Origin of the sequence: Tropicimonas aquimaris, assembly GCF_042676185.1 — a bacterium.
Taxonomy (GTDB): domain Bacteria; phylum Pseudomonadota; class Alphaproteobacteria; order Rhodobacterales; family Rhodobacteraceae; genus Tropicimonas; species Tropicimonas aquimaris.
In genome coordinates this window covers 60681-85288 of the sequence record NZ_JBHTJT010000021.1, presented here as the reverse complement: position 1 = coordinate 85288, position 24608 = coordinate 60681, and the positions used below count along the sequence as shown (strand labels likewise).

The 24608-nt window shown below is 61.7% G+C and carries 21 protein-coding genes and 2 pseudogenes; 16 read left to right on the top strand and 7 right to left on the bottom strand.

The genetic code is table 11. The features are described 5' to 3' along the window. Positions 1-297 precede the first annotated feature (297 nt). Complete coding sequence (locus ACFQ2S_RS12330) at positions 298-2094, top strand: sodium:solute symporter family transporter (protein WP_386074844.1); 1797 nt, start codon at positions 298-300, stop codon at positions 2092-2094. Between the two features lie 167 nt (positions 2095-2261). On the opposite strand, the gene ACFQ2S_RS12325 is transcribed toward ACFQ2S_RS12330, so the two are convergent. Continuing rightward, positions 2262-2513, bottom strand: coding sequence for a hypothetical protein (locus ACFQ2S_RS12325; protein ID WP_386074843.1), 252 nt, complete (start codon positions 2511-2513; stop codon positions 2262-2264). 345 nt (positions 2514-2858) lie between these two features. Here ACFQ2S_RS12325 and ACFQ2S_RS12320 point away from each other — a divergent pair, with 345 nt between their 5' ends. The 3 genes and pseudogenes from ACFQ2S_RS12320 to ACFQ2S_RS12310 all read left to right on the top strand — a co-directional run bounded on the left by ACFQ2S_RS12320 (position 2859) and on the right by ACFQ2S_RS12310 (position 5169). Next, complete coding sequence (locus tag ACFQ2S_RS12320) at positions 2859-3194, top strand: hypothetical protein (protein ID WP_386074842.1); 336 nt, start codon at positions 2859-2861, stop codon at positions 3192-3194. A gap of 453 nt (positions 3195-3647) precedes the next feature. Then, positions 3648-3936 (top strand): annotated as a pseudogene (locus ACFQ2S_RS12315) (integrase core domain-containing protein); the annotation flags it as partial. Between the two features lie 153 nt (positions 3937-4089). Further along, positions 4090-5169, top strand: coding sequence for an alpha/beta hydrolase (locus ACFQ2S_RS12310; RefSeq protein WP_386074840.1), 1080 nt, complete (start codon positions 4090-4092; stop codon positions 5167-5169). A gap of 7 nt (positions 5170-5176) precedes the next feature. Here ACFQ2S_RS12310 and ACFQ2S_RS12305 read toward each other — a convergent pair whose 3' ends face one another. Both ACFQ2S_RS12305 and ACFQ2S_RS12300 read right to left on the bottom strand, forming a co-directional pair. Further along, a complete protein-coding gene (locus ACFQ2S_RS12305; RefSeq protein ID WP_386074996.1) occupies positions 5177-5452 on the bottom strand; it encodes a hypothetical protein in 276 nt (91 codons plus the stop codon). Between the two features lie 237 nt (positions 5453-5689). Then, positions 5690-5881 (bottom strand): annotated as a pseudogene (locus ACFQ2S_RS12300) (IS3 family transposase); the annotation flags it as partial. 148 nt (positions 5882-6029) lie between these two features. On the opposite strand from ACFQ2S_RS12300, the gene ACFQ2S_RS12295 reads away from it, so the two are divergent. Then, positions 6030-6353 carry a hypothetical protein gene (locus tag ACFQ2S_RS12295; RefSeq protein ID WP_386074839.1) on the top strand — a complete coding sequence of 108 codons (324 nt, stop codon included), beginning with the start codon at positions 6030-6032 and terminating at the stop codon, positions 6351-6353. 269 nt (positions 6354-6622) lie between these two features. Here the strand turns inward: ACFQ2S_RS12295 and ACFQ2S_RS12290 are convergent, their stop codons facing one another. Continuing rightward, complete coding sequence (locus ACFQ2S_RS12290; RefSeq protein WP_386074837.1) at positions 6623-7339, bottom strand: endonuclease NucS domain-containing protein; 717 nt, start codon at positions 7337-7339, stop codon at positions 6623-6625. Between the two features lie 467 nt (positions 7340-7806). On the opposite strand from ACFQ2S_RS12290, the gene ACFQ2S_RS12285 reads away from it, so the two are divergent. From ACFQ2S_RS12285 to ACFQ2S_RS12270, 4 genes are all read left to right on the top strand, one after another. Next, on the top strand, positions 7807-9756 hold the full coding sequence (locus ACFQ2S_RS12285; protein WP_386074836.1) for a tyrosine-type recombinase/integrase: 1950 nt from the start codon (positions 7807-7809) through the stop codon (positions 9754-9756). Between the two features lie 21 nt (positions 9757-9777). Next, positions 9778-10956 carry a tyrosine-type recombinase/integrase gene (locus tag ACFQ2S_RS12280; RefSeq protein WP_386074834.1) on the top strand — a complete coding sequence of 393 codons (1179 nt, stop codon included), beginning with the start codon at positions 9778-9780 and terminating at the stop codon, positions 10954-10956. Positions 10957-11740: 784 nt separating this feature from the next. Continuing rightward, the gene (locus ACFQ2S_RS12275; RefSeq protein WP_386074833.1) at positions 11741-11935 is read left to right on the top strand and encodes a helix-turn-helix domain-containing protein; all 195 of its coding nucleotides are present in this window, start codon (positions 11741-11743) and stop codon (positions 11933-11935) included. Between the two features lie 429 nt (positions 11936-12364). Beyond that, positions 12365-14701, top strand: a complete 2337-nt coding sequence (locus ACFQ2S_RS12270) for a phage/plasmid primase, P4 family (RefSeq protein ID WP_386074832.1) — start codon at positions 12365-12367, stop codon at positions 14699-14701. Positions 14702-15577: 876 nt separating this feature from the next. Here ACFQ2S_RS12270 and ACFQ2S_RS12265 read toward each other — a convergent pair. Continuing rightward, the gene (locus ACFQ2S_RS12265) at positions 15578-16156 is read right to left on the bottom strand and encodes a hypothetical protein (RefSeq protein ID WP_386074831.1); all 579 of its coding nucleotides are present in this window, start codon (positions 16154-16156) and stop codon (positions 15578-15580) included. Between the two features lie 119 nt (positions 16157-16275). Here ACFQ2S_RS12265 and ACFQ2S_RS12260 point away from each other — a divergent pair, with 119 nt between their 5' ends. Further along, complete coding sequence (locus tag ACFQ2S_RS12260; protein ID WP_386074830.1) at positions 16276-16698, top strand: hypothetical protein; 423 nt, start codon at positions 16276-16278, stop codon at positions 16696-16698. Further along, entirely contained in the window at positions 16695-17609 is a 915-nt protein-coding gene (locus ACFQ2S_RS12255) for an ankyrin repeat domain-containing protein (RefSeq protein ID WP_386074828.1), read from the top strand. The genes ACFQ2S_RS12260 and ACFQ2S_RS12255 overlap by 4 nt, the downstream gene beginning before the upstream one ends. 2 nt (positions 17610-17611) lie before the next feature. On the opposite strand, the gene ACFQ2S_RS12250 is transcribed toward ACFQ2S_RS12255, so the two are convergent. After that, positions 17612-18205, bottom strand: a complete 594-nt coding sequence (locus ACFQ2S_RS12250) for a c-type cytochrome (RefSeq protein ID WP_386074826.1) — start codon at positions 18203-18205, stop codon at positions 17612-17614. A 67-nt stretch (positions 18206-18272) separates the two neighbouring features. Then, positions 18273-19847: a pyrroloquinoline quinone-dependent dehydrogenase gene (locus tag ACFQ2S_RS12245; RefSeq protein WP_386074825.1), complete on the bottom strand. Its 1575-nt coding sequence runs from the start codon at positions 19845-19847 to the stop codon at positions 18273-18275. 215 nt (positions 19848-20062) lie between these two features. On the opposite strand from ACFQ2S_RS12245, the gene ACFQ2S_RS12240 reads away from it, so the two are divergent. The 5 genes from ACFQ2S_RS12240 (at position 20063) to ACFQ2S_RS12220 (ending at position 24601) form a co-directional block, all read left to right on the top strand. Continuing rightward, positions 20063-21049 (top strand): PQQ-dependent catabolism-associated beta-propeller protein, encoded by a 987-nt coding sequence (locus ACFQ2S_RS12240; RefSeq protein ID WP_386074823.1) that lies wholly within the window; start codon positions 20063-20065, stop codon positions 21047-21049. Further along, complete coding sequence (locus ACFQ2S_RS12235; protein ID WP_386074821.1) at positions 21039-22196, top strand: ABC transporter substrate-binding protein; 1158 nt, start codon at positions 21039-21041, stop codon at positions 22194-22196. The genes ACFQ2S_RS12240 and ACFQ2S_RS12235 overlap by 11 nt, the downstream gene beginning before the upstream one ends. An 83-nt stretch (positions 22197-22279) precedes the next feature. Then, positions 22280-23254: an ABC transporter substrate-binding protein gene (locus ACFQ2S_RS12230; protein WP_386074819.1), complete on the top strand. Its 975-nt coding sequence runs from the start codon at positions 22280-22282 to the stop codon at positions 23252-23254. 43 nt (positions 23255-23297) lie between these two features. Beyond that, the gene (locus tag ACFQ2S_RS12225; protein WP_386074991.1) at positions 23298-24005 is read left to right on the top strand and encodes an ABC transporter permease; all 708 of its coding nucleotides are present in this window, start codon (positions 23298-23300) and stop codon (positions 24003-24005) included. Further along, positions 24002-24601: an ABC transporter ATP-binding protein gene (locus ACFQ2S_RS12220; RefSeq protein ID WP_386074817.1), complete on the top strand. Its 600-nt coding sequence runs from the start codon at positions 24002-24004 to the stop codon at positions 24599-24601. The genes ACFQ2S_RS12225 and ACFQ2S_RS12220 overlap by 4 nt, the downstream gene beginning before the upstream one ends. Positions 24602-24608 lie beyond the last annotated feature (7 nt).

Here is a 24608-nt window from a genome sequence, read left to right as displayed (position 1 = left end):
AAGCTTATGTGAGATATTAGTTTTTACGCCCACCCAGCATAATCCCCCTTCTCCCGGGGCGTTTGATCAACTCGCGTCGCCCCCCGGTCGTTCAGCCACAATTCGACGTCTTCCGAGGCCCGCGATGCCCCACTGCGACAGGCTGTTCAGCTTTACAACTTTTGCCAAATTCTTTAGGCCCGGCGTCAGTTTGATGACATCCCATCACCCACAGGTCACCCAGGGCGCCGCCCGTAGCTTCGACATGCGAAAGCTATCCAAGACGCGTTCGTGACCCCTTCGGTTACAGGAGCTTTCATGGAAACCGAACTCTTTGCTTCACTGCTCGAACGCAGGGTCGATTTCGCGCTTGTCGTGCTCTACCTCGTGTTCATCGTCGCCATAGGCTTTCTGTTCAGCGGCAAGTCCAACAACCCCAGCAACTACTTCCGCGGTGGCGGCAAGCTGCTGTGGTGGATGACCGGCGCCTCGGCCTTCATGGTGCAATTCTCCGCATGGACCTTCACCGGCGCCGCCGGCAAGGCCTATAGCGACGGTCTCGCCGTCGCGGTCATCTTCATCGGCAACTCGATCGGCTACTTCGTGTCGTTCCTGCTGGTGGCGGAGATGTTCCGGCAAACCCGCTGCATCACCCCGGTGGACGCGATCCGGCGCCGCTATGGCCCGGTGAACGAGCAATTCTTCACCTGGGCGCAGGTGCCGCTCGGCGTCATCCAGGCGGGTATCTGGCTCAACGGCCTGGCGATCTTCACCTCGGCGGTCTTTGGCATCTCGATCGAATGGACCATCGTCATCACCGGCCTCGTCGTCATGTTCGTCTCACTCACCGGCGGCGCCTGGGCGGTCGTGGCCTCCGATTACGTCCAGATGCTCGTCATCATGGCGATCTCCGTCACCGCGACCGTGTTTGTGGCGGCCGAGTTCGGCGTGACCAATGTCGTCGCGGAGTTCCCGAACGACCTGTTCACCAACAACATGAACTACGTCGGTCTGTTCTTCGTCTGGTCGCTGATGTCGATCACCAAGCAGATCTTCTCGACCAACAACATGTACGACGCCTCGCGCTACCTGGTGGCGAAGGACAGCCTCAACGCCAAGAAGGCCGCGCTGCTTGCATCGCTTCTGATGCTTGCCGGTACCTTCATCTGGTTCCTGCCGCCGATGGCCACTGCCGTGATGGACGTGAACCTGACAGAAGCCTACCCGACCCTCGGCTCCAAGGCGTCCGATGCCGCCTACCTCGCCTTCGTCGACTTCGCGATGCCCGTCGGCATGGTGGGTATCATGATGGCGGCGCTGTTCTCGGCCACGATGTCCTCAATGGACTCGGGTCTGAACCGCTCTGCCGGGATCATGTGCATGAACTTCTATCAGCCGGTCATCAAGCGCGGTCGCGCCACCGATGCCGAACTGATGATCGTCGGCAAGGTCATCACTTTCCTGTTCGGACTCGTGATCGTGGGTGTTGGCCTGTTCATCGCCTCGCTGAAGGAACTCAGCCTGTTCGACATCATGCTTCAGATGGGTAGCCTGATCCAGATGCCGATCCTGATCCCGCTGTTTCTGGCCGTCTTCGTGAAGAAGGTGCCGGACTGGTCGCCGTGGGCGACGGTGGTGCTGGGCGTCGGCGTGTCGCTTGTGTCGAAATACGTGCTGACGCCGGACGTGATCAGCTCGTTTACCGGCATGGAGTTCACCGGCCGCGAAAACAGCGACCTGGTGTTCATCGTCTCGATGTTCCTGCACCTGACGGTCACCACCGGCTTCTTCTTCTGGTCGCGGCGCTTCTATGCCGGCCTGAGCGAGAAGCGGCTGGCGGAAGTCGACGCCTTCTTCGAGGACGTCACCACGCCGGTGGTCTCCGAGGAAGAGGTCAGCGAAACCGACCTTGAGCAGCGCAACAAGCTCGGAACCCTCGCGATCATCTACGGCGCGACGATCCTGCTGCTTCCGCTCATCCCGCAGGAAGGTAGCCAGGTTCCGGCCATCCTCGGCTTCGGCCTGACCGGCGGCATCGTTCTCGTGATCGGCACGTTGCTGAAGCTCTCGGCCCGGCCGTCGAAAGAACAGAAGGCCCGCACCGCGCGCGCCTGAAGGTAACCGAACGCTTGAAAGAAGAAGGGGAGGCCATCAGGCCTCCCCTTTCTGGTATGGAAGGATGCTTTCGCCGTTGGACTTGAGTGGATGTCCTTGTGCTGAAAGCGGCCTTTCCCTGGAAGTGGCTGGAACCGGCGGTCGCCGTTACGGCCGCCAAGCGTTCTTCAGAACATCGAGGTCGAGACGCTGTCGCGCTTCATAGTGCGAAGGCGCTTGCGATAGTTGCGCCCGACGGACACGCCCTTGCTCTCGGCTCCTTCGAACACCGCGGTCGGCGCGTTGAAAACCCGGACGACAGCCTGCGCCAGCCAGGACATCGCAGCCCGCGCTGCCTTGGCCTGAGCGGCCCGAGACTCCAGCTCGATCTGACGGCGGTCAAGGGGCGTTTCGGTGAACTTCAGATTTTCTTTCGACATATCAAGCTCCTTTTCAGAAAAATCGTCGCAGGACCAAGATACCTGTTAGCGCCATCATTTCCACCGACACCTCTGCATTGCTGCGTTGCGGCATACGCAAGCGGAAATATCATGGGTGCGCGGATTTGTGGCAGCCTCGCGTTTCACGCCCGAATTTCCGACGCTGCCGTGAGTTTGTTGCTCGCATTGCCCAGCGTCGAAAAAGGCAATCCCGATGATCTCGTGTTTCCATCGTTCCGCGGCGGCCGTCTGTAGAACTGGGATCGTTTTCAAAAGTATTTGTTCAACACGAGCGGCACGGAAAACTGGACACGACACGACCTTCGATCGACAGCGGCTACGATAATGCAGCAGCTTGGTATTTCTCCCGTCGTCATCGACCGGCTTCTCGGTCATGTGAACCCTTTGGCCGCAGAGGGCGTTTCGGGAGCCGCCGCGAGCTACATCTTCAGTGATCTGATCATCGAGGAAGGTCCGAACCCGGAGCGCCACGCTATGAGTCTCTTTGCAGAGGCAATTATGTCGATTGCTTTCAGTCGCTCGCAGCGACATGTCCTTCCTGAAATAAACGAACGAGTTAGCTCTGTTGCCGAACCAGCCCGACAGGTTGCGAAGGTCGCTTTCGTCAATTCCAAGTCGACGGCACGCCGTACATCGCCATGGGCAGTCGCAGAACGGTAACGGGATTTGGCGGATCTGACTATTCGGACAAAGGCTGGAACAATCCCACAACGGCTCCGGCGGCCGGGGCCGAAGATCTACTCTCAAGATGCTGAATTAAAACGGAAAAAAAGGCCCTATTCCTCCGAGACTCTGCAGTGTGACGTAGTCTGTGCCGGATATCAAGAGCCCCGTCGGCACCGTGCCATCGCGTTTCTGGTGCGCGCGCCACCATCGCTTTCGAAGATCTTGAGCCGGGTGATCTCTGCCAACCCCAACGAGGTCCCAAGGAGGAATGCGACATGTCAGATGGAGCAGCAGAACCGATGGCGGTCATAGCCGGTCTCATCGTCGGTGTGTTGAGCAAAACCGCTATTGAGACCTGAGAACCGGTTGTGGCCACCAGCCGCGAAACGTGGGTGCACTGCAGGGAGCAGTAACCGCTAAATCGCTAGGATTCCCCCGTGCTGCTGTCCCGAGTTCATTTTTCAGAAAGTCCGGACTGGATTGCGGCCGTCGGCGCCAAGACCACCTACATCGAACCAGGTTCGCCCTGGGAAAATGGATGCTGCGAGAGCTTCAACGCCAGTTTCAGGGACCAGCTGTTAACGGCGAGGAGTTCTATTCGCTCAAAGAGTCGCAAATCCCGATCGAGAAGTGGCGGAAACACTACAGCACCGCCAGGCCGCACAGTTCACTCGGCTTCAGACAACCTGCACCAGAAGCATTCATACCGATGGAACAAAGACCAACCATGCATTAGCATTCACCCTGGGCCACCCAATGGGTGCACCGCACATCCGCGGATCTCTTGGCCAAGATGGTGGAAATCGGGTTAATGGTGGGGCAGAATCAGAAGCGCGGACGAAATGCCAGCGTGTGCCAGCCGAGGTTTGTTCTCACTCGGCGAGCGGCCATGGCGACTTTGCTGGCGGGAACGGCAGCCGCATGTTCGTCCCCGAGACATCTGATCGCTGTGGGGCCTGATATGCAAGGCGCGGAGCCGCAGGCTGCGCTTCGCACGCACAGGATCTTCATCGCAACGACGCGAGCGCCATCGTCGGAACCGGGGGTCTTTTTTTCGGGGCAGCGCAGCGGAAAGTTGAGATTCGCAACCGTGGATGTGCAGATTCCGCCGAACCACGTCATCGGCCAGGTGGAACGGCCGCGCAGCCTGCCACCCGATCCCGATAGGCACTTCGTCATATCGAATCCGCAAACCCTCGACGGCAAAGGGCTGCTCTCGGAGGCAGAGTCGGTCGGTAGGACAATGCCGCGCGGCGAACGGAAGCTTTTGATCTGGGTGCATGGGTTTAACACGACGTTGACCGATGCTGTCTTGCGTCTCGCACAGTTCGTCGAGGATACGGGGTTTGATGGCGTTCCATTGCTGTTTTCGTGGGCCTCCGACGGGCGCCTGACGAGTTACGTCTACGATATCAACAGTGCCCTGATCGCCCGCGACGCGATTTCGGAGGTTGCAAGCACGTTGGGTCGGTCATCGTTCGACTCAATAGACATCGTGGCCCATTCCATGGGAAACTTTGTCGCCATGGAAGCGATCCGAGGCGGGAGCCAACAAAACGTCTACGATTCCACCGGCAAGCTCGCGAATGTCATTCTGGCGGCGCCTGACATCGACTACGAGTTGTTCGCCGCACAGGTCAGTTCCATACCGCCGGAGAAGCGCCGGTTCTTCGTTCTCATTTCCGATGATGACGAGGCACTTCGCCTGTCAGGTTTTCTCGCCCGCCGCCCGAGGGTCGGAAATGTCGGTGCGGATCATTTGACCCGGCTCGGCGTCAACGTCATCGACCTGAGCCAGGTGCAGGACACGAGCTCCATCCATCACACGAAATTCAGTGACGCGCCCGAAGTGGTGAAACTGCTCGGGTCGCGCATTTTGGCCGGGGATAGCTATACCACGAGAAACCCTTCGTTGCTCGGCCAAGGAATTATCATCGGAACCGGTGGTGCCCTTAAGCTCCTCGAATGAGCCGATATCACAGCGAGCGCCATCTGCGGTAGAGAACTGCGGATATGGGGGCTGTCTCTTTACAGGCCTGCTCGTTTACCTGGCCGCGAATGATTTCCCACAGCTGACGGTGGTCGCTGGCGGTTTTGCCGCGGTCCTCGCCTTCGCGCTGCGGCAGACGCTCACAGATGTCGTCGCAGGGGTTGCCGTCGGCATCGAGCGCCCCTTCCAACGCCGCGATTGGGTGATGCTGGAGGACGGTACCATCGCGGAGGTTGTCGACATTGATTGGCGGGCAACGCATCTTGGGGCTGGGATCGCGCGATCTTCCTCGTTCCGAATGCGCAGCTGGCACGTCAAGCCCTGCGGATTGTGCCGAAGTCTGGCCAGCTCTACCCGGACACAAATACAATCCTTGTGTCGGGGGCCGAGGACCCGGAGCGCGTGAAGTCTCTCCTCCGGGAAGCGGCCCAGCCATGTGAGGCGCTCCTGCCGCGTCTGGCTCCCGTGATCCGGCTGGCCGACGCGTCGTCATTTCCCTATAGCTGCCGTACTGCCTGGCCAGCTCGATCATGTCGGAAACCAGCCGCTCCTCGTCTTCCCGGCCCCTTGGACGCCGCCGCTGTGTCGAGCGGTGTTGTCCGAGCACACGGCAGATCCGGCGTTCCGACACCTTCATCTCGCTTCGGATCACATCGATACAGGCTCGACGGCGAGCGGGGCTCAGAAGTTTCGAGGAGCAGATCAGGAAGATCATCCCTGAGAAGGATCGGATCATCTGCGCGAGAAAAGGATTGATGCTGCGGGACGCGTCCGACGCTTCGGTCTTTCGCCACAACGAGGAAGTCGCGAAGGAGATCTCCCGCGCCACGAAGACAAGCATGGACAAAATGCGCGCCCAGGGCGTGGTGTTCGGAAACCCTGCGATCCGGACAGATGTCCAACCGCAGGAATCAGCAGCTTGGTCGAAGAGCGCTGGCGATCTCGTTCGCCGTATCGCGGATGTGCTACGGGAGTTTGACGATCCTCAGGCTCTCACTCGGTCGGAGGTCGCGAGGATCCTGAACGAGAGGGGCATCCGGTCGGGCCATGACAACGAATGGAACGCCTTCCGGGTAACTGCTCCGCTCAGGAAAGCCCGTGAACTTCTCCGGCAGCAGGATCAGGAGGCACTCCAGTCGCAGCCGACCTTCGGGATGTTCTGATCTGCGGCGAGGAATGGCTCGACATCCCGCCGTGAGCCTCTGTGCATGAGAGACCGTAGAGCGAAGTCCTAGGGTTTTTCGCATGTGGTGATGGGGATTTGTTCTGGCGCCGGCACGTCTCGGTTGCTGAAACCTCCTATGCCCGCGCACAAGAGCCGATCAGATCAGACGGCGTTGAAACCCGTGTGAGACATTCGATGATCTCGGGCGGCTCCCGGTTCACGCATTCTATCATGCGCGCAAGTCCAAAGCGGGTGTTGCTCGGTCCTCTACGCGACTCGTGTGAGGTTCAACGGCCACCGGGCCTCGTATACCAGTATGCCTTCGTTCACAGCTTCGTCTCTCACCGCAGTTGGAGCTCGTTCAGCGACGAGAAGTCCGGTGAGACCGCCATCTGCGAAGTCGTCGCGCTGCCCAAGCGCGCGCAGATACTGTGAGACCTGCTGGACAGCGTCGACGGAGGCTTCGGCGCGCTTTAGTTCGATGACGAGCCAGTCACCGGTTTGACGGTCCCGCGCGAGGATGTCGATCCTGCGCGAGTTCAGTCCGCCGTCGACGGGAAACTCGTCCTGAACGACATCGAAGCGCTCGGCCCACGGCGTATCTGACCAGTTCGTTAGAATCTGACGTTGGAGAACATGTTCCGTCGTGAAGCCTTCACCTTCATGCGCAGTGCGATTGAGGACAAGGACTGTGTGGTCGAACGTGCTTAGCGCCCTCAGGGTCGTGATCACGTGCGGCCGCGCAACTACGAGGTGACCAGCTCCCTTGTTGCGGCCCTCGAACTTGAAGGGAATGCCTGCACTCACAAATTGCGCCTGATATTTTCCATTGAAGACGGCGAACCCGTAATCCTCACGGCCGGGGCGGTAGGTGTCGATTGCGACGGACCACTGCGTATCAGGCCGTGGAGAGAACGCGAGATATACCACGCCCCTTGAGTTAGGCCATCTTGCGTTTTTGCGTGGATGCTCGTCTCTGATCATGCATCCGAGACCGGCCTCAATAGCCGTCTCAATCAGTTCCTTGGTCGCCGACGTAAGTTGCCAGTTTCGCCCGACCTAGGCCTCGTTGCCCTGGCGGACGAGAAGCCCGCCGTCCACGTCTTGGACTTCAATCGCACCGGCGAACCTATGGCTATGTCGGGTGGTCGACATCACTCCCTCCTGAAGCAGATGAACTTTGTCGATCTCCGAGACGCCTCAGAAGGCTCTGCGCACGCGCCCTCCGGCGCAAACTCGGTATCAAAAGGCGTTGCGGCGGGATACGCACCCAATGGATAGCGGTCTATCGATCTCGATAGAATGCCCTCTCCTTTTTGTTTCCATCCCAGTGTTTTGTGTGCAACCGAGACCGGCCACATGTTGCGCGCATACACATCGCTAACGCTCCCGCCCCGCAGATCACATCAACTTCCATCCTTGCCGGGCTCGGCGCTCTCGACCGGGAGGAGATGTGCTCGTTTCTTGCGCTTCTTGAAACGCTCGACGGGGTAAATCTCACGAAAAGCGCGATCGCCGACCTCGGAAAGCGCATGAGGATATTGAACCGGGTTTCGGAGGATGCGGTCGATGGGGCGAGGAAGCGGCTACTGCATTCTTCCGCGCCGGATGCGATCTTGCGGCATCGGTTGTGGGTGCGTCTCGCAGATGCGCTTGCTGTGCCGTCGACCATTCCACTGTCGTCACGCTCGGCGCGTCGTGCAGCCTCAGCGCTTGCGGTCCGCTCATCAGAGAGGCTCACGCCTGCGGTGGTTGCTCAACGCAAGAAGTTGGATGACGAGTCTCCGGGGGGAAGGGATGCGTTTGGAGTCCGCAAGATCGCTGCGGAGGCGTTGAGGGCTGGGCAGAAGTCTATGTCTCCCGAGGCCCCTCTATCGTTCCCGGATCTGGTTCACGAAGAGCTGCTCAACTTGATGGCCGACGAGAGCCTCGTCTCAGCCGCCGCGGAGCAGGCCGACCCGGAGATCAGGGAAGCCCTACGCAAGGCCCACACGGCCGCACAGGCAGCGATGGCCGCTGGCGGTAGCTGGGCGGTGTTCGCCGCGATTGTCGGCAATGCCGGCTTCCTGCCCTACATCCTTGCTGCCAAACTCAGCGCCTGGATCCCCTTGGTAGGTGGGCCGGCGCTGGTGTCTTTGCTCGCGATCCTGGTCAACCCGGTGATGCGAGTCAGGCTGAAAGGCGTGAACTCGGTCCGCAAGGTTCTCGCGGACGAGTCGACCCACACCTATCACTACGCGTGGAAGGGAGGACCGCGCTTGCCCGGAAAGCCCGGCGACCCGGAGGTCGTGGAAGCCTACCACTCGGCTGTCCGGGCAAAGCGCGAGCAGCCGAAGGGCACGTTGCAGGCAATTCTTAAAGCTTACCAAGATAGCCAGAAGTTTCAGGATCTCGCACCGCGCACCCGGCGTGACTACATTCGGCACATCCGCAAGATCGAGGACGAGTATCACGACTTCCCCATTGACGCGCTGACGGACCGTGCCGCCAGAGGGGAGTTCCTGTCTTGGCGCGACAGGATGGCCAAGACCTCACGTCGCCAGGCCGACTACACCTATTCGGTTCTGGCCTTGATCATCGCGTGGGCATTCGATCGGGGGCTCGCACCGGCCAATCCCTGTGAACGTCCTGGCAAGTTATACAGGTCCAAGCGGATCGACAGCATCTTGACAACAGTGGACGAGGCCGCATTCCTGCGCGTGGCACCACCGCACGTTGGCCTCGCCTTCATGCTCGCGCTCTGGACCGGTCAGCGGCAGGGAGATCTGCTTCGCCTCCCATGGTCCGCATACGACGGCGAAAAAATCCGCCTGAAGCAGCGCAAGACCGGCGCACGGGTCGAGATTCCCGTCGGTGCACCGCTAAAGGAGGTATTGGACAAGACGTCCAAGAACGCGGTGACGATCCTGTCAACCAGCAGAGATGCTTCTTGGACAGAGTCTGGCTTCAGGGCGTCCTGGGCGAAGGCCTGCAAGAAAGCAGGGGTAGAGGGCGTGACCTTTCACGACCTCCGCGGCACCGCGGTCACCCGATTGGCCGTAGCGGAATGCAGTGTTCCAGAAATCGCGTCGATCACCGGCCACAGCCTCAAGCAGGTCGCCGCCATACTCGATGCACACTATCTGAGCCGCGATTCCAGCTTGGGTGTGTCAGCCATCCGGAAGCTGGAGGCGCACGAAAAGGGAACGAAGATTCCCAACCGACCTCCCAACCGCGAAAACGCGTCGACGATGTTTCTAGCTAAGCTATCGAAAATCTTGGTAGCGGAGGAGGCTATGCGATGCCGTTTCCTCGCAATTCTCAGGTCGTCACTTAGTTTCAATATTCACATGCACTTAGCATCATTTCCGCTTGACATATGTTCACACTTGTTCTCACTCTTTCCTCAATATTCATGGTAGTTATTAAGGTAGCAATAGCGAATGCCACGAGGAAAACTGACCGTTGCCCGCATCAACAAGCTGACCGAGCCTGGACGCTATGCGGACGGGAATTGCCTGTTCCTGCTCGTCACCAAGTCGGGCGCAAAGCAGTGGGTTGCCCGTTTGACAATCCACGGAAAGCAGACCGACCTTGGTCTGGGCGGGTACTCGTACACCAGCCTAGAGGAAGCGCGTGAAGACGCTGCGAAACTGCGCAAGGTCGCGCGCAACGGCGGCGACCCTCGATTGGAACGCAGGCGGGAAACATTGACCTTCGAGGCAGCAACTCGACGTGTTCATGCCGACTTGCTTCCGACGTGGCGCAGCAATGGACATGGGCAGCGCTGGTTGTCGTCAATGGAGACCTACGCATTCCCTCGCCTGGGGCAACGTCCGATCCACACAATTGGCCCTGCAGACGTCCTTAGTGTCTTGTCACCTATTTGGACGGAAAAGAACGACACGGCCAAGCGGGTTAAGCAGCGGATCTCCAACGTGTTCGATTGGGCGAAAGGTGCCGGCCATTATCCCGGCGAAAATCCGGCGAACGGATTGGACAAAGCTCTGCCAAGCGTCAAAGTCTGCCCAGCGCACATGGCGGCGCTGCCGTGGCAAGAACTTCCAGCTTTCATGCATGACCTCAGCGAACGCGAAGCAATTTCGGCGAGGGCGCTGGCATTCCTCATACTAACTGCCACACGCTCCAGAGAGCTACGCGGCGCACGCTGGGCTGAAATTGACGGCCGTATCTGGACAATTCCAGCCGAACGGATGAAGGCGGGTAAAGAACATCGCATTCCCCTTTGCCCGCTAGCGCTGGAAGTGCTGGATTCAGTGCGCGGTCTCGGAGAAGACCTCGTATTCCCGTCGATTTCCAGACGGCGTCCGGGAGTAGAACGCCCCTTGTCCGATACCGTTTTCAAGGCGCTTATGGATCGAATGCAGCGTAAAAACATCACCGCGCACGGTTTCAGATCCACATTCCGCGACTGGTGTGGTGAAAGCGCCCACGCCGACCGTGAGGTTGCCGAAGCTGCGTTGGCGCATGCGGTCGGGAGTAAAGTCGAGCGCGCATATGCCCGCTCTGACCTATTCGAACGTCGACGCGCATTGATGGATGCTTGGGGACGGTACTGTGCCGGCGAAGCGGGCGACGTGGTGCAGGTGGTGCGGTCGTGAGCCGGTTTCAGGATGCAGTCGATTACGTTGCCAAGCAAATAGGTCCACATATCCAGTACGGCCAACTAGTGCACTCTGGGCACCCGATAGAGCGCTCGGCCCTTGAGTTGCATCTTGGCATCTGGCTTGACCCCACGGCAGCAAATGGCCGTCCGGATTTCATAGTCCCAAAGGGTGCCGACGCGGTCCTTCTTGATTGCTGCCAAACTACGCCAGGGGCCTATGAACTCTTAGCTGACATCGTCGCATTTCGAATTCAGAGCGGTGGCCCGCTGTCGTCCGCGATGCGAATTTTCGCGGCACTACACTTGATGGGTCGATTGAAGAAACCAAGCCAAACCAAACGGTCAAAGACCTGGAGCCGAAATCAAACCCTGCTGCACCTCGCCTACATGTGCCGAGACCACTTCGATTTGCAGCTATCGCGCGGCGACGCAAGCAAAGTTCAAGAAAGCGCCTGCGACGCGGTATCCGTTGGCGTCACACGAGCCGGCCACGCAATTTCACCTAGGGCGATTAAGGAACTAGTCGTTGGCTCCAAACCAGAGAACAAGCAGTTGCGCGACGAATACCGTGAAATGGCCGAACTTGCCGTAGAAGTCGGCAGGGAACGCCCAGACCTCGTGGAACTTTGGCACGACTGCGCAGTGCGGCCGAACTGGGATCCTCGTCGTTCACCCCCGTTCAGACGCTTGACGGAGAAGTAAAGTAACGTCCGTCATGATCGGTGTCGCACGTTGAAATATCTCGATGACACAACCTCAACCGATGGAGTGTCACCGGAATGAACGCCCCCCAGAACATGCGCCCGTCGGCTGCCGCTGACTATCTCGGCGTATCGCAGTCCCATCTCGCCAAGCTTCGGATGGAGCAAAACCGGCACAAAGGCCCGGCCTTCTCGAAGGTTGCCGGCTGCGTCGTGTACCGCCGCGCGGATCTCGACGCCTGGCTTGAAGCCAACGTGGTGCAGGCCGCCTAAACGAAACCCCGCCCAATCGGCACGATCAGGCAGGGCGTATTCGTTTCAGGCTCACACCGGAACCATACTGCGTCTGCCTCGTCAAATCAACAAGAACGAGCAGATTATGAAGCAATATCATGTAAATGAGCATCCAGGCGGCGACGGTGTCCAGCCCTGCCAGACCCGTATCAACAGCCCCACTCCTCGTGACATCCAGATCCGCCGCCTTCGCATGAGGCACGGGCTCACTCAACGACAGGCTGAGCTACTAGCCCGCTGGTGCTTTGGGGAGATTGGCGGATGAACATGCACTCCGACGCCGGGTCAGACGCCCTTGCCCCCAATCGCTCTGCCATTCAACAACATCTCGCTGCATTGGCCGCCCCTTTCCTGTCCGGTCCCTTTGAAGATGGGCTTATAGAGATTGCCTACACGGCTCCTTTCCAGATGCCGCCCGACCGTAGCCGCTTGTTCGGCCTCGACGACCTCGACGCCGCCGCCGACTTCGCAGAAACGCGGAACAATGCCGGATGCTCTGTCTATGTCGGCGCGGCCTTGCGGAATCCGGATGCAGATCGCAGCCGCCGCTGTTCGGGTGCGGACTTCTATGTCGCGGCTTTCGCAGCCTTTGACGTTGACGAAGACTTAGGGGCGGTGTCGAAGCGGGTGGCGGATGCAAGCCTCAAGCCCGCCTTCGCTGTTCGCACGGGGAGCACGCCGGCCAACAGGTTCCAGGTTTGGCTGCCACTTCGAGTGCCTTGCGACGATCCCGATGAGCTGGGGGAGGCGCTTGGCGCACTGGTTGCCCATGTCGGCGCCGACCCAAAGGTCCATGATTCCGCGCGGGTTTTGCGGCTGGCGGGAACGGTGGCCCGCGGGTCCCTAGACCCTCGCAAAGCCGCCAGGGGCTACGTTGATGAAGTAACCAGCTTCACCCCCCGGGAGGGCGAACCGGTGGACCTGCTTAGGCTGGCCGCCTTGGCACCAATGCCGGGCCGCGAGGCGGGCAGCACAGGCGGCCACAACAGGGGTGGCGGATCGGGCGAGGTCGTCCGGGATGCCAACGGCATCGTCACAGACGGGCGCGAGACCTGGTTCCGAACCCTTCTCCTCAAGCACCTCGCCAGGACGCAGCGCCAGCACGGGGCCGACCCGACCGCCGACGAACTTTTCGCGGACGCCTACACCGAGTTCGGCCAGACGACCGAAAACAGCGATGAACGCTGGACCTCGAGCCGCGGGCAGGCGGCGCTGCGGAAACGGACGGTAAACACGCTACGCCGACTGCGCGCCGGGCACCTCGCCCGTTGCGGCCTCTACAGCTACGAAACAGCCACAGGGCGCGAAGAGGCCGAAGCCGTCCAGGCGGAGCGCGACCGCAAGTTCTCCGAACGAGCGGCTGGCAACAATACACCCGACACGTTTGACACCACCCACGACGCCCTGGCCGTCGCCTTGGGCGCCGATGGGTGGGATCTGGACGCTCGCTACGTCGCCACCTGGGGCAAGTGGCTGTTCTGGGACGGCACCCGCTGGCAGATCGACGAAAAGCTGGCGCACATGACCCAGACACGGGCGTTCCTGCGGCGGCGGGGCGCCAGCCTGACTGAGTGGTGCGAGCGGAAGGCTTCAAAGAGCGAGAACGCGAAGGAAGCGGACACGCTGCGGGCGCGGATCAAGTCACAGGTCGCAGGGCTGGCAAACAACAAGACGGTTATGGCGGTGGCGTCCCTGGCTCGGTCGAACCCGGAAAGCGTGGCGCGGGCCGAGAGCTTCGACGGCGACCGCCTACTGCTCGGCACACCGGGCGGCACGGTGGATCTGCGCAGCGGGCAACTGCGCCCCGCTCGGCGCGCAGACATGATTACCCGGCTGACAGGTTGCGCACCGGCTCGCGGCACGCCCGTGCGGTGGCTGCGGTTTCTTTCTGAAGTCTTCGACAGCGACGAGGAACTGGTTGCATTCACGCAGAGGGTTGCCGGATACGCCCTGACGGGTGCGACGAGCGAACACAAACTGTTCTTTGCCTATGGCACAGGCAGAAACGGCAAGTCGGTCTTTCTCAACACGCTCTTCGATATCTGGGGAGACTATGCGCGCCGGGCCTCGAGCGCGACCTTCCTGAACTCGCACGGCGACCGGCACCCGACCGACCTCGCTGGCTTGCAGGGCGCACGCCTCGTCGCCGCGTCGGAACTGCCCAAGGGCAAGACCTGGGACGAGAGCGTCATCAAGGATCTGACTGGCGGCGACGTGATCACCGCACGCTACATGCGCGGCGATTTCTTCGACTTCGAACCGCAAATGACCCTGTTCATCGCCGGCAACAACATGCCCTCGTTTCGGGGCGTGGACGAAGCGATCCGGGCGCGAATGGTCCTTCTGCCGTTCACCGTCACAATCCCGCCGGAGCAGCGCGACAAGGATCTGCCCGCGAAACTGAAAGCCGAGGCGCCCCAGATCCTGCAATGGGCAATCGACGGCGCGGTGCAATGGCGCGCGGCTGGCTTGCAGGTTCCGGCCAGCGTGGAGGCTGCATCCGCCGAATACCTCGACGACGAGGATACGGTCGGTCAGTTCCTGGCGGATGAAACAATCGTCGATCCCGCGGCCTTCACGAAGACGACCGACCTGCATATCCGCTTCGGGCAGTGGTGTGACCTGCAGGGATTGAACACCTGGACGCTCCGCACGCTCCAGAAGGAAATCAAGCAGCGGGGCTACCAGGAGCACCGCCGCAACTCTGGCCGCGGTTTTATCGGCCTGCGGCTGGCATCACCTTGAACACCCCAATGCTGAAAAGTGACGGAAGTGACGGATCGTCCCTTATCTATCGTATAGAGAATTTCCCTCTCTCACTCTCTATACGGTGGATATAGGGCCATCCGTCACTTCCGTCACTTTCCCCGCTAGCTGCCGCCGCGGAGGCGAATGCGAACGGAAGACAGGTCCCAGCGTCCCGCCTTCGTGGCGCCGCCGGAACCGTCCCCCCGTCCGAAGTGATCTGATCCAAGCGGCGACGGAGCCGGCAATTCGTGTACCGCCGGGAACGAAGATCGCGTGGGCTATCCCGTCTATAAGGCGCACCGTCTCTGCCAACCGGTTGCCAATCTGAAGCCGCCCACCAAAGTGCTGTGGCTGCTTTGGAAGGGCAGCTATGGAAGGTCGCGTTTGCCGACCTACCGGACCTTTGCCACAGTTGCGAAAACACCGAACGTGCGGGCGCGGCAGGCTGCGCGAAGGGCGGGGAGCCGACTTTCCCCACAACTCGCACGAGTGTCCGCTTGTTTCCCAATCTGCCAAGGCGGGAACGACCTTTGGTCGCGCCAGATCATTGGAAGGGAAATGAAACAGGCCGCCGCCCGATGTGCCGATCGGAGAATCGGAACTTGCATGATTCTGACTTTGAACCGCCAAGCTAAATCGGCCCTCGCCGCGGCCCGAGGCAATCGGGGCCTGGCCAATGTCCTCTAATGTCCTCTTCTGGGGCGGTTTTCTCGGGTGTCGGGAGAACGCGCTCACGGACTTGGCGGAACGCATCGTGAACGGCACTACAATGGCAGTTAGATTTGCGGGATGGGAATGTGGGCGTGAGAACCGAACCGCTGGTCCGGCTGTGGCAGGCCGGCGCCCACAGCCATGCAGGACCATGGCACCGGCTTACCGACCTCTGTCATCCGCGATTGTGTGACCATCACGCCAGCACGCGAGATCTACCATGCGGTGAACGGATCTGACGGCATCGTTTGAATGATAAACTTCCCAAATGAAGTGAGAAACTTTCCGGGAAAGCCGCATGAACTCGTGGTCGCAGTGGTGCGGCCTGTCGTTTCGCAGGACATCCGCGTCTGCATTCCAGCCATTCTCGGAAAGCACCAGAATGTAGTGCACCACTTCATGGGCGAGTTCGCCGATGACAGCCAGCCGATCGGGTCCGGCGGCACGATCGACGGACCTTGGCGAAATGACGATCCGCGTCTCTTGCCAGGGCGCAGCTTCGGTTGGAAACACAAACGCCATGCGGACAGTCTTCGGCAAGGGTTCGATCTCGATCTTGGGCCATGAAACAGAAAGGGGCGCGTTCACCTCCGACTTCAACCATGTCCAGTAGCGCTCGATGAGGTAAATCTCCTCATCGAACGGCGGCGGCAGGTCGTCCGGCGAGAGCGCCCGCGCATTGTTGGTCGCGAGGAAGTTGACTGCGACCAATGCCGCAAGCAGGTGAAAGCAATTTCTCATGGCTGTCAGGATGTGGCTCGCCCTCGAAAGGTCAATGCGCGAGCGTGATTGCCTTGTCTCTCGACCCAGTGTTAGCCTCCGGACTAGTGCAGGAATTCATCGGGGAGGCCGACGCACAGATGCCGGGAAGATCCAACGCACTCATGCTGTCCATGGTGTTTCTCTCGCTTGCTCAGCCGATCGCCGCCGAGGGCGACAAGACGCGCCGGGCCGAACGCCTCGAGCCGCTCGTCCTGAACGCCTCGACCGGCTTCTCGATCACGCAGTATGAGATCGAAACCGGGGTCTATTACCGTTGGCGGATCGAGAGCGACGGGCTTGAGGAATACAAGCTGCTCGCGCCGGGTCTCTTTCGCGAAAGCTGGATCGACCAGGTCGTGATCGAGGACAAGGAGGTCAAGCCGTTCGGGCTGCACGCCGTCGAATTCGACGATGAAGGTGAGATCGACATCTGGTTTATTTCCCAACGCCCGGGTGAGTACCCCTTCTTTGTCGAAGGGCTCGATACACAGGGGTTCAGCGGCGTCTTCATCGTTCGATGAACAGGACCGCACTGCTTGGCCTCGCACTTCTTGCCACCGCCCCCGCAAGCCTTGAGGGCCAACCTGCCACGCCTGTCTGTGAAGCGCTCGAAACCCGTATCGCGCAGTCGCCCGCGAACTTCGAAGGCAGGATCCTGAGCGAGGCGCTCTTCGACGCCGCTGCACTGGATTGCCCCGAGACTGCGACCGCGCTGTTGGAGATGGGTGCCTCGGTCGAGGCGCGCAACCGCTTCGGCGGCACACCGTTGAACGTGGCGGCGGCGCGCGGGGCGCGGGAGATCGTTGCGACCTTGCTTGAGCGCGGAGCCGAGCTCGATCATCCGAACCTCGGGGGCACAACGCCCCTGCTGGCCGCCGTGCAGGAGGGCCGCCGGCGCATGGTCTTCGACCTGATCGCCGCCGGTGCGGACGTGAACGTTGCAAACCGAGAGGGGATCACGCCGGTCATGGCCGCGGCTTTCGAGGGCGACCGCCGAATGCTGACGGCGCTGCTCGAAGCGGGCGGCGCGCCGGATGTCGCGGACCGCCACGGAAAGGGCGCGCTGGTCTATGCCGCGGGTCGCGCCTTCCCGTCGATCGTCGAGGCCCTTCTGGAGGCCGGCGCGAACCCGGACCGGACCTGGGGCCACGACCTCACTGCCTTGATGTGGGCCGCCGGCCACGCAAACGATGCCCCGGCCGAGGACGGGCGCGCCGTGGCAGAGCTCCTGCTCGACGCCGGCGCCGGGATCGATCGGCAGGACGACAGGGGGCGCACGGCGCTGATGATCGCCGCCGAACGCGGGCACGGCAAGATGGTCGCGTTCCTGCTGGCTGCGGGCGCCGATCCCGGCCTTCGGGACAGATCCGACGCGAGCGCCGCGGACCTCGCCGCCACCGACGAGATCCGCGCTGCGCTCCCGCAGCCCTGACCCTACTGCACCTTGATGGTCGTGAAATAGCGCGACAGGGCTGCGATCGTCTCCTCGTCGAGCTGTTTCATCGTGCTGTTCAGATCGGGGGCGTTCATGCGCACATCGTTCTTGAAGTCGAGCATGGTCTGGCTGAGATAGACCGGCTGCTGCCCCGCGATCCTGGGAATCCGGCTGTCGCCCTGCCATTTCCCGTGACACGCGCTGCATTGCCCGCCGGTGATGCCCTTCTCGGCCAATTGTTGATCACCCTCCTGATACACGACCGGGATGTCGGGCCAGGGTAGTGCCGCGAAATGCTCGGCCAGAAGCTTCGCCTGGTCGCGGTCATACTCGGCAGCGATTGGCGACATGATGTCGTTCTCGCGTCGCCCTGCCCCGTAATCGCGAAGCTGGGTGTAGATGTAGAAGTACTCCTGTCCCCAGATGACCGGGTATTCCGGCTCGATCGGGATGCCGTCTTCGCCATGACAGCTCATGCAAAGCGCGACCTCGTCCTCGAGGACGAAGTCGTCCATCGCGATGGAAGGCGTCGCGGAAAGGGTTGGCGCCAATGCGGAAAGGGTCCATGCCAGAGTGGCAAAGGGCAGTCTCATGTGCGGGTCTCCATGCAAGCAAAGGGCGGACTGCGCAGCCCGCCCCTTCCGTCAGTTTGTTGCGCCCTCAGTCGGCGAGCGTGAAGGCAATGATGTTGTTGCCGCGCTTGAAGTTCAGCTGCGCGTTGCCGCCTGCGGCGACGACCACGTATTGCTGGCCCTCGACCGTGTAGCTGGACGGAGGCGCGTTCACGCCGGCACCTGCCTGGAAGCGCCACAGTTCTGCACCGTTGGCGCTGTCGAAGGCCTTGAAGAGGCCGTTGCCTTCACCCGTGAACACAAGGCCGCCGGCCGTTGCCAGGATGCCGCCGATCATCGGCTCCGCCGTCCGCACCTGCCAGGCGATATCACCGGTATCGTAGTCGACCGCGGTGACGTTGCCCCATTGCTCCTCTTCCGGGATCACGTCGAACGACCCACCGAGCCAGAGCTTGCCCTCGGGATATGGCGTGGATTTCACGGTGTAGGTCATCGGCTGATGCAGGTTGATCGCATAGCTCAGGCGGTGGTTCGGGTCGATTGCCATCGGCGACCACTCGACACCACCGTTCGCGCCGGGCAGCATCCGAGCCCCTTCGGCCGTCGGCAGAACCCACATGTTCTCCTGCGGAACCATCGCCTCGGAGAAGCGGATCATCGAGCAGTCTTCGGCGTTGTGGACATAGACATGGCCGGTCTTGCCGGCATGCAGCACGCCTTTCACGTCATTGCCGCTGGCATCCGCGACGGTGGTGATGATCGGGGGCGAGACCGCGTCGAGGTCCCAGACATCATGCGCGATATACTGGAAGTGGCAGACATACTCGCCGCTATCCAGGTCAACCGCAACCAGGCTGTCGGTGTAGAGGTTGTCGCCGGGGCGCAGGCTGCCATCGAGGTCGGGCGACGGGTTGCCCACCACGAAGTAGATCCGGCGCGTGTCGAGATCGACCGCCGGGTTCTGCCAGACGCCACCGCCAAGGGTCTCGTAGGGGTCGCCCATCTCGGCGAGCGCCGCCTTCTCGGCCTCGATGTCGCGCAGCATGTCGCGGCCGGTGGCATCGTGCGTGGCCCAGACACCGACCGAATCCTCGGGGATAGTGTGGAATGTCCAGATCTCTTCACCGGTCTCGGTATCGAAAGCCTTCACGAAGCCGCGGATGCCATACTCACCGCCGTTGGTGCCGATCAGCACCATGTTCTCGACGACGCTGGGCGCCATGGTCTCCGAATAGCCAAGCTCGGCCTCGGCGATCTGGGTTTCCCAGAGCTGCTTGCCGGTCTTGGCGTCGAGCGCCACCAGCTTGGCGTCCAGCGTGCCCATGAAGACCTTGTCGCCGGAAACCGCCACGCCGCGGTTGTTCGGCCCACAGCAATAGGTCGTGACCGGACCCATGGCGTGCTTGTGGTGCCAGATCTGTTTACCGGTCCGGGCATCCAGCGCGTAGACGTGGTTGAACGCCGTGGTGACATACATGATGCCGTTCACGACGATCGGCGATGTTTCCATCGTGTCCACGATCTCGGTCTGGAAGATCCAGGCTGGGCGCAGGTTCTTCACGTTGCCGGTGTTGATCTGGCTGGCAGGGTAATACCGGGTCTGTTCGTAGTTGCCGTTGGTGTGAAGGAAGTTGTTTCCGTCACCCGCTGCACGCGACAGCATGTTCTGCGTGACCGACTGCAAATCGCCGTAGAGCGTGCTTGCCGAGGTTTCTTCCTGGGCGTTCGCTCCACCCGAAACACACGTTGCCGCAACACAAAGTGCAGCCGTTGCCGACCTGTTAAACATACTGTGTCCTCCCAAGGCTATCGTTGTGGATTTTTATTTTTTATTTGCCTAACGTAACGCAACTTCGGCAAAAAAAATAGTGTAGTTCGATGTCATCCGGATCCTTCATCCCCGCCTTGGTGATGAGCACCCTCTTGCTCCCGGCGGCAGCTGGGTCGGCCTCCGCGCAGTCGGGCTATGCGATCGTGCCCAATGAACGCGGGGACACTCTCACGATTCTGTCTCCCGATCTGGAGGTCGTCAAAACCGTCGAGACCTGCGCGCGTCCCCGTGGCATCCATTTCGACGCGGACCATACGAGGTTCTTCGTGGGCTGTGCGGATGATGACATGATCGCGATCTACGACACCGAGTCGCTGGAACTCGTTGGGCGCATCCGTGGCGTGCCGGCGCCCGAGACATTTGACCTTCACCCGGATGGACGCCGCTTGATCATCTCCAACGAGGAAGATGCGGCGGCGTCTGTCTACGACGTGGAGACAGGAGAGTTCCTGGCCGAGTACCTGACCGGAGAAGAACCCGAAGGCGTTCAGGTCACGTCGGATGGGCGCCTGGTGTTCGTCGCGTCCGAGGCCGCCAACCTGGTCCATGTGATCGACCTCGAAGCCGATGCCGTGATCGCCGACATCCTTGTCGACACCCGCCCGAGAAGGTTCGCCCTGACCCCGGACGAAACGGAGCTCTGGGTGTCGGCCGAGCTCGCCGGCATCGTCAATATCATCGACGTCGAGACCCTGAAGCTTGTCGGCGACATTCCCTTCCTGCCAACCGGGTTCCGCCCGGAACAGGTGACGCCGGTGGACCTTGTCATCACCGCGGACGGGCAGCGCGCCTATGTTGCGCTTGGCCGTGCCAACCATGTTGCCGTCGTCGACGTCGCCAATCGGAAGGTGATCGACTATGTGCTTGTGGGCAGCCGCGCCTGGGGCCTTGCCCTGACTGCCGACGAGTCGCGTCTTTACGTTGCCAACGGTCTTTCCGACGATGTCACGGTCGTCGACACCAAGAGCCTGAAACCAATCACCTCGATCCCGGTCGGCCGCGTGCCCTACGACATTCTGATCGATGATCGCTAGGGCTCTCGCGCTCCTGTTCGTTCTCACCTGTCCTGCGGTCGCGCAGGATGTCGCCCGAATGGTCTATCTCGGTGTCGAGGAAGATCCTCACTACGAGCCGCAACCGCTCTACACCGGGCTCTCGCTGCGTGATCGAGAGCGGCCGCTCGCGGCGATACGGCTCGGACTTCGGGACACCCGCGTGCTGGGCCGAGTCCTGGGACTGACGTTCGCTCTGGACGAGGTGATCGCCTCACCCGAGACGCTTTCCGAGGCGCTCAGCGAGGCTCAAACCTCGCAACCGCTCGCGATCCTGATCGATCTTCCGCCCGAAAACATGGTGGAGGTCCTGTCCGCCGCCGGTCCGGACGATCTCTTCATCAATATTCGGGACCGGTCCGGCCGCTGGCGTGGCAAGGACTGTGCCCCCGGCCTCCTGCACACACTTCCATCTCAGGCGATGCTGAGCGATGCGCTGGCCCAGTACCTGCGGGCACGCGGCTGGACCGACGTGCTCCTGGTCCATGGAATGACGGATGCGGATGCGGACAAGACGGCGGCGGCCAGGCAATCCGCCACCAAGTTCGGTCTCAGGATCGTCGATGAACGGGCCTTCGAGTTGACCAACGATCCCCGTCTCCGCGACAAGAGCAACATCGCGCTCCTGACGGGCGGCGCGCGATACGACGTGGTGTGGCTGATCGACGATCTGGGCGATTTCGGGCGCTACCTGCCCTTCGCGACCTATGCGCCGCGCCCCGTGATCGGATCAGAGGGGCTTGTGCCGCGTGCGTGGCACTGGACGTTCGAGCGCTACGGGGCGCCGCAACTGAACCAACGGTTCCGGCGCCAGGCGGATCGGGACATGACTTCGGAGGACTGGGCCGCCTGGGTCGCCGTCAAGGTCGTCACCGAGGCCGTCGTGCAGGCTGGGTCGGCCGACCGCGCCGCTGTCCACCGGGCCCTGCGGGGGGAAGACCTGTCCGTGGATCTCTACAAGGGCGTGCGCGGGAACCTCCGCGACTGGGATGGCCAGTTGCGGCAACCGATCCTGCTTGCAACTCCGAACGCGGTCATCGCGGTCGCCCCGATCGGGGGCTTCGAACACCAGTTCGATACGCTCGACACCCTGGGTGCCGACAGGGCCGAGAGTACGTGCCGACTATGATGAACACCGTTGCCTGGGGGGCCGAGATCAACCAGTCTCAGGGCGCGATCGCAGATTTCGCAGAAATTTGAATGGAGAACACAATGCCAAGGATGATCCTGATCGCTTCGATGTTCGCGTCACTCTTGGCACTCGCCGGCGGGCTCCACGCCGAGACGCCGGTGCTGCGGATCGCGGTCCTGGAAGCCGGAACGGTCAACTGGGAAATCGACACCATCGATCACTATGGGCTCGATGCGGCCCAAGGGTTCGACATGGAGGTCCAGGGCATGGCTGGCGGCTCGGCGTCGCAGGTCGCCTTTCAAGGCGGCGAAGCGGATGTGATCGTGTCCGACTGGATCTGGGTGGCGCGCCAGCGGGCCGAAGGCCGGGATTACGTTTTCGTGCCCTATTCCAAGGCGGTCGGGGGCGTGATGGTGGCCGCGGACAGTCCTGCCAGGTCGCTCGAAGATCTCAAGGGGGGCAAGATCGGAATCGCCGGCGGCCCGCTGGACAAGAGCTGGATCATCCTGCGCGCCTACGCCGAGAAGTACCACGGAATGGACCTTGCAGGTGAGACCGAACAGGTCTTCGGCGCTCCGCCCCTCATCTACAAGTCGGCGCTCAGCGGTGAACTGGTCGGGGCGATCAACTACTGGCATTTCATGGCGCGAATGCGGGCGGCCGGCATGAGAGATCTCATCTCGGTGGCCGAGGCGGCCGAGGCGCTCGGACTCGATCCGGACCTGCCGCTGCTGGGCTACGTCTTCAGGGGGGAAACGCTGCGGGACCAGCCCGACCTTGTCGCGGGCTTCGCAGCCGCCTCGCGCGCCGCGAAGGAACTGCTGAGTTCGGACGAGTCCGCCTGGGAGCGTCTGCGTCCGCGGATGCCGGCCGCGAACGACGCCGAGTTCGAAGCGCTGAAAGCCGGGTATCGCGCCGGCATCCCGGATGGACGGGACGTCGACCCTGACAGCGCGGCGCGGGTTTTCGAGTTAATGGGCGAGCTTGGCGGTTCCGACCTGATCGGGTCGTCCTCCAGCATGCCTGAGGGTGTATTCGTTGACGTGGGCGGCTGATCGTTCAGGCTCCCTGGCGGTCACCGCGACCTCGATCCTGGCGATGGTCCTCGGCTGGGGGGCTCTCGCGCTGCTCAATGGAGACCCGACGGTCCTTCCCGGCCCCTGGCGCGTGCTTCCGCTGGTCGGGGCCGAACTTGCCAGTGGAGACCTGATCCACCATCTCGCGGTCACTCTGCGCCGGGTGGCGCTCGCCTTTGTCATCGCGATGTCCGTCGGTATTGCCGTGGGCCTCCTGATGGGCAGCAGCCCGGGCGCGGACCGGTGGCTCGATCCTTGGCTGATCGCGTTTCTCAATCTGCCGGCACTGGTGACGATCGTTCTCTGCTACCTCTGGATCGGGCTAAACGAAGTCGCGGCGGTCACGGCGGTGGCGATCAACAAGATCCCGACCGTGGTCGTAACGATCCGGGAGGGAACGCGCGCCCTCGACCGCCAGTTGAGCGATGTCGCGACCGTCTTCCGGATGAGCCCTTGGGTCCGGTTCCGGCATGTCGTCCTGCCACAGCTTGGCCCGTACATCGCCTCGGCCGGGCGCTCCGGGATCTCGTTGATCTGGAAGATCGTCCTCGTGGTCGAGTTCCTCGGGCGCAGTGACGGCATCGGCTTCAAGATCCACCTCTACTTCCAGCTCTTCGATGTCGGCATGGTGCTGGCCTATGCGCTAAGTTTCGTCGTCGTCATGCTGGCGATCGAGGCGCTCTTTCTCAGGCCCTGGGAAGCGCATGCCACTAGGTGGCGGCGCGCATGATCTCCGTTGCCATCGACAGCAAGAGCATCGGCGAGACAAGGGTGCTTGGCCGCGTGCGCTTCGAGATTGCCGAGGGGGAGACGCTTGCCGTCGTCGGGCCGTCGGGCGTCGGCAAGACGACCCTTCTCAGGGTCCTGGCCGGGTTGGACACCGATTTCGAGGGGCAGGTGGCGGTCCCTGAGCGCTGTGCCATGGTGTTTCAGGAACCGGCCCTCCTGCCGTGGCGCAGCGCTCTTCAGAACCTGACGCTTGTCAACGGTGTCAGCGACGCCGCCGCCCGCGCGGCGCTTGGCGAAGTCGGCCTGCGCGACCTGGCGGATCGGTTTCCCGGGCAGCTTTCGCTTGGCCAGCGGCGCAGGCTGTCGCTTGCACGCGCGTTTTCGGCCGCGCCCGACATGCTCCTGATGGACGAACCCTTTGTCTCGCTCGACTCACCGCTGGTCGAGGAGATGCTGGAGCTCACCGAGAGCCTGCTTGCGTCCCGCTCCATCGCGACGGTCTTTGTCTCCCATGCAATGGAAGAAGCGCAGCGGCTCGCGACCCGGATCGTCCGGTTGACCGGAAGCCCGGCGATGCTTGAAGACCCGGCGCCCTGACCGCCCG

What these genes read in the sequence shown, in the direction of transcription:
- ACFQ2S_RS12310 (WP_386074840.1), top strand. Translation starts at nt 4,090, where the DNA reads ATGGCGACTTTGCTGGCGGGAACGGCAGCCGCATGTTCGTCCCCGAGA.
- ACFQ2S_RS12325 (WP_386074843.1), bottom strand. Translation starts at nt 2,513, where the DNA reads ATGTCGAAAGAAAATCTGAAGTTCACCGAAACGCCCCTTGACCGCCGT.
- ACFQ2S_RS12235 (WP_386074821.1), top strand. Translation starts at nt 21,039, where the DNA reads ATGATCGCTAGGGCTCTCGCGCTCCTGTTCGTTCTCACCTGTCCTGCG.
- ACFQ2S_RS12270 (WP_386074832.1), top strand. Translation starts at nt 12,365, where the DNA reads ATGCCGCCCGACCGTAGCCGCTTGTTCGGCCTCGACGACCTCGACGCC.
- ACFQ2S_RS12320 (WP_386074842.1), top strand. Translation starts at nt 2,859, where the DNA reads ATGCAGCAGCTTGGTATTTCTCCCGTCGTCATCGACCGGCTTCTCGGT.
- ACFQ2S_RS12220 (WP_386074817.1), top strand. Translation starts at nt 24,002, where the DNA reads ATGATCTCCGTTGCCATCGACAGCAAGAGCATCGGCGAGACAAGGGTG.
- ACFQ2S_RS12330 (WP_386074844.1), top strand. Translation starts at nt 298, where the DNA reads ATGGAAACCGAACTCTTTGCTTCACTGCTCGAACGCAGGGTCGATTTC.
- ACFQ2S_RS12225 (WP_386074991.1), top strand. Translation starts at nt 23,298, where the DNA reads ATGGTCCTCGGCTGGGGGGCTCTCGCGCTGCTCAATGGAGACCCGACG.
- ACFQ2S_RS12230 (WP_386074819.1), top strand. Translation starts at nt 22,280, where the DNA reads ATGCCAAGGATGATCCTGATCGCTTCGATGTTCGCGTCACTCTTGGCA.
- ACFQ2S_RS12255 (WP_386074828.1), top strand. Translation starts at nt 16,695, where the DNA reads ATGAACAGGACCGCACTGCTTGGCCTCGCACTTCTTGCCACCGCCCCC.
- ACFQ2S_RS12245 (WP_386074825.1), bottom strand. Translation starts at nt 19,847, where the DNA reads ATGCTGTCGCGTGCAGCGGGTGACGGAAACAACTTCCTTCACACCAAC.
- ACFQ2S_RS12260 (WP_386074830.1), top strand. Translation starts at nt 16,276, where the DNA reads ATGCCGGGAAGATCCAACGCACTCATGCTGTCCATGGTGTTTCTCTCG.
- ACFQ2S_RS12290 (WP_386074837.1), bottom strand. Translation starts at nt 7,339, where the DNA reads ATGATCAGAGACGAGCATCCACGCAAAAACGCAAGATGGCCTAACTCA.
- ACFQ2S_RS12275 (WP_386074833.1), top strand. Translation starts at nt 11,741, where the DNA reads ATGAACGCCCCCCAGAACATGCGCCCGTCGGCTGCCGCTGACTATCTC.
- ACFQ2S_RS12240 (WP_386074823.1), top strand. Translation starts at nt 20,063, where the DNA reads ATGTCATCCGGATCCTTCATCCCCGCCTTGGTGATGAGCACCCTCTTG.
- ACFQ2S_RS12265 (WP_386074831.1), bottom strand. Translation starts at nt 16,156, where the DNA reads ATGAGAAATTGCTTTCACCTGCTTGCGGCATTGGTCGCAGTCAACTTC.
- ACFQ2S_RS12295 (WP_386074839.1), top strand. Translation starts at nt 6,030, where the DNA reads ATGGACAAAATGCGCGCCCAGGGCGTGGTGTTCGGAAACCCTGCGATC.
- ACFQ2S_RS12305 (WP_386074996.1), bottom strand. Translation starts at nt 5,452, where the DNA reads ATGCGTTGCCCGCCAATCAATGTCGACAACCTCCGCGATGGTACCGTC.
- ACFQ2S_RS12250 (WP_386074826.1), bottom strand. Translation starts at nt 18,205, where the DNA reads ATGAGACTGCCCTTTGCCACTCTGGCATGGACCCTTTCCGCATTGGCG.
- ACFQ2S_RS12280 (WP_386074834.1), top strand. Translation starts at nt 9,778, where the DNA reads ATGCCACGAGGAAAACTGACCGTTGCCCGCATCAACAAGCTGACCGAG.
- ACFQ2S_RS12285 (WP_386074836.1), top strand. Translation starts at nt 7,807, where the DNA reads ATGTGCTCGTTTCTTGCGCTTCTTGAAACGCTCGACGGGGTAAATCTC.